This is a genomic window from Streptomyces sp. NPDC001156, assembly GCF_053598275.1.
In genome coordinates this window covers 65,404-79,101 of record NZ_JBSFJX010000020.1, presented here as the reverse complement: position 1 = coordinate 79,101, position 13,698 = coordinate 65,404, and the positions used below count along the sequence as shown (strand labels likewise).

General features: G+C 69.7%; 8 protein-coding genes. 6 read left to right on the top strand and 2 right to left on the bottom strand.

The window, feature by feature from the left end:
• Positions 1-189: 189 nt before the first annotated feature.
• The gene (secA, locus tag ACWDA7_RS13555) at positions 190-3,000 is read left to right on the top strand and encodes a preprotein translocase subunit SecA (protein ID WP_450604272.1); all 2,811 of its coding nucleotides are present in this window, start codon (positions 190-192) and stop codon (positions 2,998-3,000) included.
• Between the two features lie 73 nt (positions 3,001-3,073).
• Here the strand turns inward: secA and ACWDA7_RS13550 are convergent, their stop codons facing one another.
• Complete coding sequence (locus ACWDA7_RS13550) at positions 3,074-3,595, bottom strand: Rv3235 family protein (protein ID WP_450604271.1); 522 nt, start codon at positions 3,593-3,595, stop codon at positions 3,074-3,076.
• A gap of 345 nt (positions 3,596-3,940) precedes the next feature.
• On the opposite strand from ACWDA7_RS13550, the gene ACWDA7_RS13545 reads away from it, so the two are divergent.
• The gene (locus ACWDA7_RS13545) at positions 3,941-4,456 is read left to right on the top strand and encodes a DUF6912 family protein (protein ID WP_450604270.1); all 516 of its coding nucleotides are present in this window, start codon (positions 3,941-3,943) and stop codon (positions 4,454-4,456) included.
• 68 nt (positions 4,457-4,524) lie between these two features.
• Complete coding sequence (locus ACWDA7_RS13540; protein WP_450604269.1) at positions 4,525-5,190, top strand: HAD family hydrolase; 666 nt, start codon at positions 4,525-4,527, stop codon at positions 5,188-5,190.
• Between the two features lie 43 nt (positions 5,191-5,233).
• Here ACWDA7_RS13540 and ACWDA7_RS13535 read toward each other — a convergent pair whose 3' ends face one another.
• The gene (locus tag ACWDA7_RS13535) at positions 5,234-5,800 is read right to left on the bottom strand and encodes a DJ-1/PfpI family protein (RefSeq protein WP_359397018.1); all 567 of its coding nucleotides are present in this window, start codon (positions 5,798-5,800) and stop codon (positions 5,234-5,236) included.
• A 614-nt stretch (positions 5,801-6,414) separates the two neighbouring features.
• Between ACWDA7_RS13535 and ACWDA7_RS13530 the strand changes: the two genes are divergently transcribed.
• The 3 genes from ACWDA7_RS13530 (at position 6,415) to ACWDA7_RS13520 (ending at position 13,689) form a co-directional block, all read left to right on the top strand.
• Positions 6,415-11,355 carry an NAD-glutamate dehydrogenase gene (locus tag ACWDA7_RS13530; protein WP_450604268.1) on the top strand — a complete coding sequence of 1,647 codons (4,941 nt, stop codon included), beginning with the start codon at positions 6,415-6,417 and terminating at the stop codon, positions 11,353-11,355.
• Between the two features lie 226 nt (positions 11,356-11,581).
• Positions 11,582-12,094: a GtrA family protein gene (locus tag ACWDA7_RS13525; protein WP_450604267.1), complete on the top strand. Its 513-nt coding sequence runs from the start codon at positions 11,582-11,584 to the stop codon at positions 12,092-12,094.
• A gap of 182 nt (positions 12,095-12,276) precedes the next feature.
• The gene (locus tag ACWDA7_RS13520) at positions 12,277-13,689 is read left to right on the top strand and encodes a hypothetical protein (protein WP_450604291.1); all 1,413 of its coding nucleotides are present in this window, start codon (positions 12,277-12,279) and stop codon (positions 13,687-13,689) included.
• Positions 13,690-13,698: the final 9 nt, after the last annotated feature.

The window sequence follows — 13,698 nt, the reverse complement described above, 5'->3', positions numbered from 1 at the left end:
TTCCGCGTGTCAGGCCCGTTACTTTTCGTGGCAAGGACGCGGCACCTTCGGCGGCGCCCGTCCGTTGTCCTAGTGGCTGTCGGGGGCAGACCTCCCGGTGCGGCGGGGTCCTCGCTTACGATGGCCGTTGCTCAAGCTGTCATACGTAACCGACCGTCCCAGGCCCGACCGGCAAGGAGACAAACCCCCGTGTCCGTCCTCTCGAAGATCATGCGTGCAGGCGAAGGCAAGATCCTGCGCAAGCTGCACCGCATCGCGGACCAGGTCAACTCCATCGAAGAGGACTTCATCGACCTCTCCGACGCCGAGCTGCGGGCCCTCACCGACGAGTACAAGCAGCGGTACGCCGATGGCGAGACCCTCGACGACCTGCTGCCCGAGGCCTTCGCCACCGTGCGCGAGGCCGCCAAGCGCGTCCTCGGCCAGCGGCACTACGACGTGCAGATGATGGGCGGTGCCGCGCTCCACCTCGGCTATGTCGCCGAGATGAAGACCGGTGAGGGCAAGACGCTCGTCGGCACCCTGCCCGCGTATCTGAACGCCCTGTCCGGAGACGGCGTCCACATCGTCACGGTCAACGACTACCTGGCCGAGCGCGACTCGGAGATGATGGGCCGCGTCCACAAGTTCCTGGGCCTGGACGTCGGCTGCATTCTGGCCAACATGACGCCGGCCCAGCGCCGCGAGCAGTACGCGTGCGACATCACGTACGGCACGAACAACGAGTTCGGGTTCGACTACCTGCGTGACAACATGGCGTGGTCCAAGGACGAGCTCGTCCAGCGCGGACACAACTTCGCGATCGTCGACGAGGTCGACTCCATCCTCGTGGACGAGGCCCGTACGCCGCTGATCATCTCCGGCCCGGCCGACCAGGCCACCAAGTGGTACGGCGACTTCGCCAAGCTGGTCACGCGCCTGAAGAAGGGCGAGGCGGGCAACCCCCTCAAGGGCACCGAGGAGACCGGCGACTACGACGTCGACGAGAAGAAGCGCACGGTCGCCATCCACGAGGGCGGCGTCACCAAGGTCGAGGACTGGCTGGGCATCGACAACCTCTACGAGTCGGTGAACACCCCGCTGGTGGGCTACCTGAACAACGCCATCAAGGCCAAGGAGCTCTTCAAGCGCGACAAGGACTACGTCGTCATCGACGGCGAGGTCATGATCGTCGACGAGCACACCGGCCGTATCCTCGCCGGCCGCCGCTACAACGAGGGCATGCACCAGGCGATCGAGGCGAAGGAAGGGGTGGACATCAAGGACGAGAACCAGACGCTCGCGACGATCACCCTGCAGAACTTCTTCCGCCTCTACGGCAAGCTCTCCGGCATGACCGGTACGGCGATGACCGAGGCCGCCGAGTTCCACCAGATCTACAAGCTCGGCGTGGTCCCGATCCCGACCAACAAGCCGATGATCCGCAAGGACCAGTCGGACCTGATCTACCGCACCGAGGTCGCCAAGTTCGAGGCGGTCGTCGACGACATCGCCGAGAAGCACGAGAAGGGCCAGCCGATCCTCGTCGGCACGACCTCGGTCGAGAAGTCCGAGTACCTCTCGCAGCAGCTCGCCAAGCGCGGCATCCAGCACGAGGTGCTCAACGCGAAGCAGCACGACCGCGAGGCCGTGATCGTCGCGCAGGCCGGCCGCAAGGGCGCCGTGACCGTGGCCACGAACATGGCCGGCCGTGGTACGGACATCAAGCTCGGCGGCAACCCCGAGGATCTCGCCGAGGCCGAGCTGCGCCAGCGCGGGCTCGACCCCGAGGAGCACATCGAGGAGTGGGCGCAGGCGCTGCCCGCCGCCCTGGAGCGTGCCGAGCAGGCGGTCAAGGCCGAGAAGGACGAGGTCGAGGACCTCGGCGGCCTGTACGTGCTGGGCACCGAGCGGCACGAGTCGCGCCGTATCGACAACCAGCTGCGCGGTCGTTCCGGCCGTCAGGGCGACCCCGGCGAGTCGCGCTTCTACCTCTCGCTGGGCGACGACCTGATGCGTCTGTTCAAGGCGCAGATGGTCGAGCGCGTCATGTCGATGGCGAACGTGCCGGACGACGTGCCGATCGAGAACAAGATGGTCACGCGCGCGATCGCGTCCGCCCAGTCGCAGGTCGAGCAGCAGAACTTCGAGACCCGGAAGAACGTCCTCAAGTACGACGAGGTCCTCAACCGGCAGCGTGAGGTCATCTACGGCGAGCGGCGCCGCGTGCTGGAGGGCGAGGACCTGCACGAGCAGATCCAGCACTTCATGGACGACACGATCGACGCGTACGTCGGTGCCGAGACCGCCGAGGGCTTCGCCGAGGACTGGGACCTGGACCGGCTGTGGGGCGCCTTCAAGCAGCTCTACCCGGTGAAGGTCACCATCGAGGAGCTGGAGGACGCGACCGGCGACCGTGCCGGGCTGACCGCCGAGTTCATCGCCGAGTCCATCAAGGACGACGTCTACGAGCAGTACCAGGAGCGTGAGGCGCAGCTCGGTTCCGAGATCATGCGTGAGCTGGAGCGCCGGGTCGTGCTGTCGGTCCTGGACCGCAAGTGGCGTGAGCACCTCTACGAGATGGACTACCTCCAGGAGGGCATCGGCCTGCGCGCGATGGCGCAGAAGGACCCGCTGGTCGAGTACCAGCGCGAGGGCTTCGACATGTTCACCGCGATGATGGAGGGCATCAAGGAGGAGTCCGTCGGCTACCTGTTCAACCTGGAGGTCCAGGTCGAGCAGCAGGTCGAGGAGGTCCCCGTCGAGGACGCCAAGCCCTCCCTGGAGAAGGAAGAGGCCGTGGCGGCGCAGGCGGCTCGCCCGGAGATCCGTGCGAAGGGCCTCGAGGCGCCGCAGCGTCGCGAGCGGCTGCACTTCTCGGCGCCCACCGTGGACGGTGAGGGCGGCATCATCGAAGGCGACTTCGCCGGCGACGACGAGCCGGTGCGCTCGGAGGCGGACGGCCTCACGCGCGCTGAGCGCCGCAAGCAGGCCAAGACCGGGCGGCGCCGCAAGAAGTGACGACGCTGCGGTCGGCACAGCCGTGACGAGGGGCCGGGCACCGGAGGGTGCCCGGCCCCTCGTGTCGTCCGGGTCAGTCGTCGTCCCTGCCCGGCCTCCGGGGTCCGCCCAGTTCCACCGCCGTGCAGCGCCAGCGGTGGTCCGTCCCGCACTCCAGGCGGAACGCCATCGCGCGGAGCTGGTCGCCCGCGCCGATACGGGCGAAGGCCTCGATGGCGCCGGGGCGCGGTACGTAGTACCCGATGTCACGGACGACGGGGCGGGTGCCGCGCGTGCGCAGTGCGCCGCGTTCGGCGAGCCAGGCCAGCTCGTCGTAGGCGCGGCCGACGGTATGGCGGAGCATGCTGTGCACGGGGCGCTGACCGCTCAGCACGGACACCAGACGGTCGGCGAAGACATCGGTCGGGCGGGGCTGGGCAACCGGACCGGCCGGCCCCGGCGCGACGGGTGGTGTGGCGCGGGACGTCCCCGGGCGCGGTGCCGTATCGCGGGGTGTGCTGCCGGGGCGGCGGGTGTCGTGGCGCACCGGCGGGCGGCCGCCCGGGTGCCGCTTGACCTTGGTCATCGCGCTGTTCCTGGTCATGACCTTGTTCATGTGGATCCCCGTTTCGCGGGACCGGCGGATACCGGTCGGTAACTTCTCGGTGGGGATCTTGTACGAGGCAAGGGGCCGCGCTCGCAAGGAATCCCGAGGTGCGCCGCGGGGGCCGGGGGATTCACCTATCAGGGTGATGCGAGCGCGGGGGCTCCATGGGGCGCCCGGACTGTACCGGGTGATCCCTGGGCGCCTCGGTTGACCACGGGGAAGACTGCGACCGGGGCCCGAAGGGGGACGGCCGCACGTATCCTTGGGTGACTCGCCGGAGGCGCGGGACCGACCTCCGCGTGGTCCTCCCACGGGCCTGTCCGGCCGGCCTCACGACTACGAAAGCGGCTCGTCATGCGCGTCTACGTCCCCCTGACCCTCTCCGGGCTCGCCGAGGCGTACAAGACGGGTGAGCTGGGTGCGGGACCGCTGGTCGCGTACGCCGTCACGCCCGCGCTGCGCGAGTGGTACCTGTCCGACGACATCGAGGAACTGGAGTACGCGGCCCTGAGCCGGGCCGCGCTGGCCTCGCTGCGGCTGGTGGCGGCGGACTCGGGGGCGCCGCGGCGACGGGTGGTCGTCGCGGTCGACGTACCGGACCGCGCCGCGGCCGCCGACCCCGACAAGGGCCTCGACCCGGCGGCGCTCGGCGAGGTGCGGGTCACCGGGGCCGTGGCGCTGGCCAAGGCGGCCGCGGTGCACGCCGACGCGGCCGACGCGGAGGCGGACGTCACGGCGGCGGCCGAGGCGCTGGAGGAGGCGGACCGCGGTGACGACGACGCGCAGTTCGTGGTGGACGGCGCCGAGGACCACGAGCTGCTCTGGTACGCGACGCAGGAGGTTCCGAATCTGCTGGGGCTCGGGGACTGACCCGGGTTTTGCCTCCCACGGGGCCGGTGCACCGGCGATTGTCAGTGCGGCCGGGTAGGTTTTCCGGCATGGGGACGTACGGAAGCGCTCACATCGTCTGGGACTGGAACGGCACGCTGTTCCACGACAATGACGCGATCATCGGGGCCACGAACGCGGCCTTCGCCGAACTCGGTCTGGCGCCGATCACACTGGAGCGCTACCGGGCGCTGTACTGCGTGCCGGTGCCCAAGTTCTACGAGCGGCTGATGGGACGGCTGCCGACGGACACCGAGTGGCAGCTCATGGACGAGGCCTTCCACCGGTACTACTCGGAGCACCGCATCCGGTGCGGGCTCACCGAGGGTGCGACGGAACTGCTCGCGGGATGGCGGTCGGCCGGCCGCAGCCAGTCCATCCTCAGCATGTACATGCACGACGAGCTCGTCCCCCTGGTCCGTGGGTTCGGGATCGAGACGCACTTCGTACGGGTGGAGGGGCGCACCGGGCCCTCCGGCGGCAGCAAGGCCGAGCACATGGTCCGGCACCTACGGGCCCTTGCGGGCGTGCAGCCGGCGCGCACAGTGGTGATCGGGGACGCCGCTGACGACGCGGTCGCCGCCCGGCACGTGGGAGCACGGGCCGTTCTGTACACCGGTGGCTCCCACAGCCGCGCCAGCCTGGAGGAGATCGGCGTGCCGGTGGTGGACACGCTGCGGGAGGCGGTCGCGGAGGCCGAACGGCTGGCGGCCTAAGCCCGGGCGTGCGGCGCCCCTCGGGGCGCCGCACCGGGTGCCGTCAGGTCACCGGCGCCTTCGAGCGCAGCACCGTGAGGAACTCGCGCATCCAGCCGGGGTGATCCGGCCAGGCGCGGGACGAGACGAGCGTGCCGTCGACGACCGCCTCGACGTCCTGGAAGGTCGCCCCGGCCGCCTGCATGTCCAGCTCCAGCGCGGGGTAGGCCGTGACGCGCCGTCCGCGCAGGGCGTCGGCCGCAGCGGTGAGCAGGGGGCCGTGGCAGATCTGGGCGACGGGCTTGTCGGTGTCGAAGAAGGACTTGAGGATCTTGCGCAGCTCGGGGTCGTTGCGGAGGTACTCCGGGGCGCGACCGCCGGGGATGACGAGGGCGGCGTAGTCACCGGGGTCGACCTCGGAGAAGGCGAGGTCGGCGGGCCAGGTGTAGCCGGGCTTCTCGGTGTACGTGTCGAAACCGGCTTCGAAGTCGTGGACGACGAAGCGGAGTGTCTTGCGGCTGGGGGCCGCGATATGGACCTCGTAGCCCTCCTCGCGCAGGCGCTGGTAGGGGTAGAGGACCTCCAGTGATTCGGCGGCGTCGCCGGTGACGATCAGGATCTTCTGCGTCATGTTGGCTGTACTCCCCTCGGTCGGGCGGAGGGCTGCGTCCGCTGCTTCTGGCAACGTGCCCGAGGCCGAGGGCGCTGCCAAGGGGCCGCGTACCGCTTGCCGGCCGTGCTCGCTGCTCGTACCGCCATGCTCGCACCGACGGGCTCTGCACGGCATCGTCCTCTTCGCCCCTGTGCAGAACGTCAAAGTTCGACCCCCTCTTTTGTACACATACGGCTCATGACGTGCCCCCCGTGCAGAGCGATAGCCTTGTGGCGTGATCAGCGCGATACCTCGCGGGGACGTTCTTGTCCCTGCCCTGCGCCCGGTGAGCACGGACGACATCCGTGACCGGGCGGCGGTCGCTGATCCTCACAGGCGGGGCCGGCCGGGAAGGGCGCCGCGGGCGCCCGGGACGGCAGCAGGGGTGCCGGGGACGCCGGAGGCGCGCGACGCGCGGAGAGAAGCGTCACAGCCGCCCCAGGTGCCGGAATTGGCCGATACCCCCCCACCTTCCTCTCCGTGCGGCATAGCGTCGAACCAGACCGGACACCCCGCGTTACGACGTCACGTCGGAGAAGAGACCGTATTTCCTTCTACGTCACGCAACGGCGCGCGACAGGAGCCAGAGGACAATGCAGACCAAGCTGGACGAAGCCAAGGCCGAGCTGCTCGAACGGGCCGCCCGGGTAGCTGAGAACAGCCCGGTCGGGGGGCACCTACCGACTGGGACGACGGGCGAGGGCACCCCCGACCGGGACACCGTGCTCGCGTTCCTCCAGCGCTACTACCTGCACACCGCCCCCGAGGACCTGGCGGACCGCGATCCGGTGGATGTCTTCGGAGCCGCGTTCTCGCACTACAGACTGGCCGAGACGCGTCCGCAGGGCACGGCCAACGTGCGGGTCCACACCCCGACCGTCGAGGAGAACGGCTGGACCTGCAGCCACTCCGTCGTCGAGGTGGTCACCGACGACATGCCCTTCCTGGTCGACTCCGTCACCAACGAGCTGTCCCGCCAGGGGCGCGGCATCCACGTCGTCATCCACCCCCAGTTCGTCGTCCGCCGCGACCTGACCGGCAAGCTGCTCGAGGTGCTGCCCGAAGGCCCCGACTGCGCGTTGCCGCACGACGCGCATGTCGAGTCGTGGATCCATGTCGAGATGGACCGCGAGACCGACCGCGGTGACCTGAAGCAGATCACCGCCGATTTGCTGCGCGTCCTGTCCGACGTCCGCGAGGCCGTCGAGGACTGGGAGAAGATGCGCGAGTGTGCGCTGCGCGTCGCCGAGGGGCTCCAGAAGGAGCCCGTGCCCGACGACCTGCCCACCGCGGACCTGGAGGAGGCCGGCGAGCTGCTGCGCTGGCTGTCCGCCGACCACTTCACCTTCCTCGGCTACCGCGAGTACGAGCTGCGCGACGACGACGTGCTGGCCGCCGTGCCCGGCACCGGGCTCGGGATACTGCGATCCGACCCGCACCACTCGGGTGACGACCAGCACCCGGTGAGCCCCTCCTTCGAGCGGCTGCCCGCCGACGCCCGCGCCAAGGCCCGCGAGCACAAGCTGCTGGTCCTCACCAAGGCCAACAGCCGCGCCACGGTGCACCGCCCGTCGTACCTGGACTACGTCGGCGTGAAGAAGTTCGACGAGAAGGGCAACGTGGTCGGCGAGCGCCGCTTCCTGGGCCTGTTCTCGTCCGCCGCCTACACCGAGTCCGTGCGCCGGGTGCCCGTCATCCGCCGCAAGGTCGACGAAGTCCTCGACGGCGCCGGCTTCTCGCCCAACAGCCACGACGGCCGGGACCTGCTCCAGATCCTGGAGACCTACCCGCGCGACGAGCTGTTCCAGACCCCGGCCGACGAGCTGCGCTCCATCGCCACCTCCGTCCTCTACCTCCAGGAGCGCCGCCGGCTGCGGCTGTACCTGCGCCAGGACGAGTACGGGCGCTACTACTCGGCCCTCGTCTACCTGCCGCGCGACCGCTACACCACGGGCGTGAGACTGCGGATCATCGACATCCTCAAGGAGGAACTCGGCGGCACCAGCGTCGACTTCACGGCCTGGAACACCGAGTCGATCCTGTCTCGGCTGCACTTCGTGGTCCGTGTGCCGCAGGGCACCGAGCTGCCGCAGCTGTCCGACGCCGACAAGGAGCGCATCGAGGCCCGCCTCGTCGAGGCCGCCCGCTCCTGGACCGACGCCTTCAACGAGGCGCTGAACGCCGAGCTCGGCGAGGAGCGGGGCGCCGAGCTGCAGCGCCACTACTCGGGCGCCTTCCCCGAGGGTTACAAGGCCGACCACACCCCGCGTGCCGCGGTCGCCGACCTCGTGCACCTGGAGCAGCTCACCACCGAGGAGGGCGGCAAGAACTTCGCCCTCAGCCTGTACGAGCCCGTGGGCGCGGCCCCCGGCGAGCGCCGCTTCAAGATCTACCGCAAGGGCGAGGCGGTCTCCCTCTCCGCCGTGCTGCCCGTGCTCAACCGGCTCGGCGTCGAGGTCGTCGACGAGCGCCCGTACGAGCTGCGCTGCGCGGACCGCACGATCGCGTGGATCTACGACTTCGGTCTGCGTCTGCCCAAGTCGATGACCGGCAACGGCGATTACGTCGGCGACGACGCCCGCGAGCGCTTCCAGGACGCCTTCTCCTCCACCTGGACCGGGAAGGCCGAGAACGACGGCTTCAACGCCCTGGTGCTGGGCGCCGGACTCACCTGGCGGCAGGCGATGGTGCTGCGCGCGTACGCCAAGTACCTGCGTCAGGCCGGTTCGACCTTCAGCCAGGACTACATGGAGGACACCCTCCGAAACAATGTCCACACCACGCGGCTGCTGGTCTCCCTCTTCGAGGCGCGGATGTCGCCGGACCGGCAGCGGGCCGGGGTGGAGCTGACCGACGCCCTGCTGGAGGAGCTGGACGCCGCGCTCGACCAGGTCGCCTCGCTCGACGAGGACCGGATCCTGCGCTCCTTCCTCACCCTGATCAAGGCGACCCTGCGCACCAACTTCTTCCAGGAGGCGCGGGGCGGCAGGCCGCACGACTACCTCTCCATGAAGTTCGACCCGCAGGCCATCCCGGACCTGCCGGCGCCGCGCCCCGCGTACGAGATCTGGGTGTACTCGCCGCGCGTGGAGGGCGTGCACCTGCGCTTCGGCAAGGTCGCGCGAGGCGGCCTGCGCTGGTCCGACCGGCGCGAGGACTTCCGCACCGAGATCCTCGGCCTGGTCAAGGCGCAGATGGTGAAGAACACCGTCATCGTGCCCGTGGGCGCCAAGGGCGGGTTCGTCGCCAAGCAACTGCCGGACCCGGCCGTGGACCGCGACGCATGGCTCGCCGAGGGCATCCGCAGCTACCGGACGTTCATCTCCGCCCTGCTCGACATCACCGACAACATGATCGCCGGCGAGATCATGCCGCCCGCGGACGTGGTCCGGCACGACTCGGACGACACGTATCTCGTGGTCGCCGCGGACAAGGGCACGGCGACGTTCTCGGATATCGCCAACGAGGTCGCCGAGAGCTACCACTTCTGGCTCGGGGACGCCTTCGCCTCCGGCGGCTCGGCGGGCTACGACCACAAGAAGATGGGCATCACGGCCCGCGGCGCCTGGGAGTCCGTGAAGCGGCACTTCCGGGAGCTGGGTGTGAACACCCAGGCCGAGGACTTCACGGTCGTCGGCATCGGCGACATGTCCGGTGACGTGTTCGGCAACGGCATGCTGCTGTCCGAGCACATCCGACTGGTCGCGGCCTTCGACCACCGGCACATCTTCATCGATCCGAACCCGGACGCGGCGACCTCGTACGCCGAGCGCCGCCGCCTGTTCGAGCTGCCGCGTTCCTCCTGGGCCGACTACAACACCGAACTGCTGTCGGCCGGCGGCGGGGTGTTCCCCCGCTCGGCCAAGGCGATTCCGGTCAACGGGCACATCCGCGAGGCGCTCGGCATCGAGGGGACCGTCACCAAGATGACCCCCGCCGATCTGATGCAGGCGATCCTCAAGGCGCCGGTGGACCTGCTGTGGAACGGCGGCATCGGGACGTACGTCAAGTCCTCGGCGGAGTCGCACGCGGACGTCGGTGACAAGGCCAACGACGCCATCCGGGTGGACGGCTGCGACCTGCGTACCAAGGTGGTGGGCGAAGGCGGCAACCTGGGCCTGACCCAGCTCGGCCGGATCGAGTTCGCCCAGCACGGCGGAAAGATCAACACGGATGCCATCGACAACAGCGCGGGCGTGGACACCTCCGACCATGAGGTGAACATCAAGATCCTGCTCAACGCGGTCGTGGCGAACGGCGATCTGACCGTCAAGCAGCGCAACCATCTGCTCGCCGAGATGACCGACGAGGTCGGCTCCCTGGTGCTGCGCAACAACTACGCGCAGAACGTGGCGATCGCCAACGCCCTGTTCCAGTCGAAGGACATGCTGCACGCACAGCAGCGGTTCCTCCGGTATCTGGTGCGCGAGGGCCACCTCGACCGGGCGCTGGAGTTCCTGCCCACCGACCGGCAGATCCGCGAGCGGCTCAACTCCGGCCACGGCCTGACGGGCCCGGAGACGGCCGTCCTGCTGGCGTACACGAAGATCACCGTCGCCAAGGAGCTGCTGGAAACGCCCCTGCCGGACGACCAGTATCTGCGCACCCTGCTGCACGAGTACTTCCCGACGGCCCTGCGCGAGAAGTTCCCCGAGCAGATCGACCACCACGCGCTGCGTCGTGAGATCGTGACGACCCTTCTGGTCAACGACACGGTGAACACGGGCGGCACGAGCTTCCTGCACCGGCTGCGCGAGGAGACGGGCGCATCGCTGGAGGAGATCGTCAGGGCGCAGACCGCGTCCCGTGCGATCTTCCATTCCAGCATGATGTGGGACGCGGTGGAGGCGCTCGACAACCAGGTCGACGCCGATGTGCAGACCCGGATCCGCCTGCACTCCCGCCGGCTGGTGGAGCGCGGCACGCGCTGGCTGCTCAACAACCGGCCGCAGCCGCTGGAGCTCAGCGGCACCATCGAGTTCTTCAAGGACCGCGTCGAGCAGGTCTGGAACGAACTGCCCAAGCTTATGCGCGGTGCGGACCTCGAGTGGTGGCAGAAGATCTACGACGAGCTGACGGGCGCCGGCGTCCCGGACCAACTCGCCATGCGTGTGGCCGGGTTCTCCTCCGCCTTCCCGGCGCTCGACATCGTCTCGGTGGCCGACCGCACGGGCAAGGACCCGATGGCCGTCGCCGAGGTCTACTACGACCTCGCCGACCGGCTGCGGATCACCCAGCTGATGGACCGCATCATCGAACTGCCGCGCGCCGACCGGTGGCAGTCGATGGCGCGCGCGGCGATCCGCGAGGACCTGTACGCGGCCCACGCGGGCCTGACCGCCGAAGTCCTCTCGGTGGGCAACGGCAGTTCCACGCCGGAACAGCGGTTCAAGGCCTGGGAGGAGAGGAACGCGGCGATCCTTTCGAGGGCACGCACCACCCTCGACGAGATCTCGAGCTCGGACTCCTTCGATCTGGCGAACCTCTCGGTCGCGATGCGCACGATGCGCACGCTGCTGCGGACGCACAGCTAGGCACGGCCCGGCGGTACGGCCGGTACCGCTACGGCGGGGGCGCCCCACGGTGTTGGGGCGTCCCCGTTCGTATGTCCGGGCGTCCTCCCCCAGTTCGCGAGGCTGGGACGGCTTTCTTGTCAATACCTTGGGCAATTCAGGAGTTGAATTTACCGTTTCCTGCTAAACGGGACATTTGGGCTAAGGTTTGGCCTGATCGTCGAACGAGTGTGGAGGACCCGTACCCGTGACTGTGAACCTCTCCGAGCAGCGGCCCCAGGTCGCTCGCCCGGTAGCCGAGACCGTTGTCCCCGCCCCCGTCCCGGTGATCTCCCGGGTCCGGCGGATCGCGGTCGAGGTGGCCAAGTTCGGGGTCGTCGGCGGCAGTGGTGTCGCGGTCAACATCCTCGTCTTCAACTTCCTTCTGCACGTTCTGACGTGGGCGCCGATGACGGCTACCGTGCTCGCCAGCATCGTCGCCATGGGCACCAACTACCTCGGCTTCCGCTTCTTCGCCTACCGGGACCGTGCCTCCCGCACCCGGCAGCAGATCGTCCTGTTCTTCGGCTTCAGCGGAATCGGCGTGCTGATGGAGAGCGTGCTGTTCTACGTCGGCTACCACGGGCTCGCCATGAACGGGCCGCTCGGCTCGAACGTGGCCAAGGCGCTGTCGATCGTGCTGGCGTCGGCGTTCCGCTTCCTGGTGTACCGGACGTGGGTGTTCCAGCACGAGGCGAAGCAGGGCGCCGGCGCGCGATGAGCGTCGCCTCCGACGGGACAGGCGGTACCGGGAGAGGGATCACCGGGACCGAGGAGAAGACCGGGCCGGCCACGGGAACCGAGAGGCCGAAGCGGCCCTGGAGCGCGCTCACGGCCGCCGGAACGCCGCGCGGAGGGGCCGGAGCCGTGGTGTGGGCGGCCTTGGGCCTGCTCGCCGTACTGATGCTGCTCGTGATCGTCCGGCTGCCGTGGGACGGCGACCTCGGCATGCACGCCGCGACCGTGGAGCGGCTGCGGCACCGGCTGCTGGACCCCGGCAATCCGCTGGTCGACGCGAACACGCCGAGCCCGTACTACTCGCCGTGGACCCTCTTCCTCGGGGCCGTCGCCCGCCTCACCGGGCTGTCCGTCTGGGCCGTGCTGCGCATCGGCGCGCTGATCGGTCTGACGCTGCTGGTCACCGGCGTCTGGCGGTACGTCCGCACGCTGAGCGCCGAGCGTCTCGCGCCGCCGCTCGCCCTGCTGTGCGTGGTGTTCCTGTGGGGCACGCAGGTGTTCAACTGGAGCGGCTTCCTCGGTCTCAACTCGCTTGCCCTGACGGTGGCTTACCCGAGTGTGTTCGCGCTCGGCCTCGCCTTCCACTTCTGGGCGCTGCTGGCACGCGCGCTCGAGGGCGAGGGAGCCGGATGGGTCGCCTTCCTCGGGCTCGGTGCGATGTGGGCGGTGATCCTGCTCAGCCACCAGTTCACCGGGGTGGTGGCGACGCTGGGGGCGATCGCGACCGTGGCCGGGGCGCGGCCCGGGCGCCGGGTCCTGCCGCGGCTCGGGGCCGGTGCCGTGCTCGGGTCGGCGGTCCTCGCGCTCTGGCCGTACTACGACTTCTTCGCGTTGCTGGGCACGGGCGGCCTGGAGGCGATCCACCGGCCGCTGTACCAGCACCTGGTCACACGGTTCTGCCTCGTACTGGCCGGAGTGGCGGCGCTCGGCCTGCGGGCGCGGCGGAACCCGCGGGACCCCCTGGTGGTCTTCTTCCTGCTCGGGGCGGTGCTGTTCGCGGCGGGCGGGCTGACCGGGCACTACTCCTGGGGACGGGCGCTGCCGGCGGTGCTGATTCCGGCGCAGGTGGCGGCGGCCGTGGAGGTGGCCGGTGCGGCGCGGGGAGCGCTGCGCAACTGGGCGGCCGTGGTGCTGGCGGCCGCGCTGGCCGTCGGGGCGTGGACGCAGGTCCAGACCGTGGGGTTCGTGGTGGGCCGCAGTGCGCTGCCCGGGGCGGTCGCGGCGAAGTACCGGGCGCCGTGGGCGGGTTACCACTGGATCACCCCGTGGGTCCGGTACGGGGACGTGGTGATGGCGAAGACGTATCCCGCGCGGCAGATCCCGGCGTACGGGGCGTACACCGTGGCGCCGGGATATCCGGACTTCTTCCTGCCGGACCAGGGAAGGCGGGAGGCGGCGGTGCGGACGTACTTCGCGGCCGGGTCGTCGCGGAGCGCACGTCTCGATGTGCTCCGGTCCTACGGCGTGCGGTGGGTGGTGCAGCGGCCCTCGGACGGGGGGCTGCCGTCGGGCGACCGGGCGGTGCGGAAGGTGGCCTCGGGACCCGGGGGCCAGGTGCTGTACGAGGTACTGCGCTGAGGAGGCTGC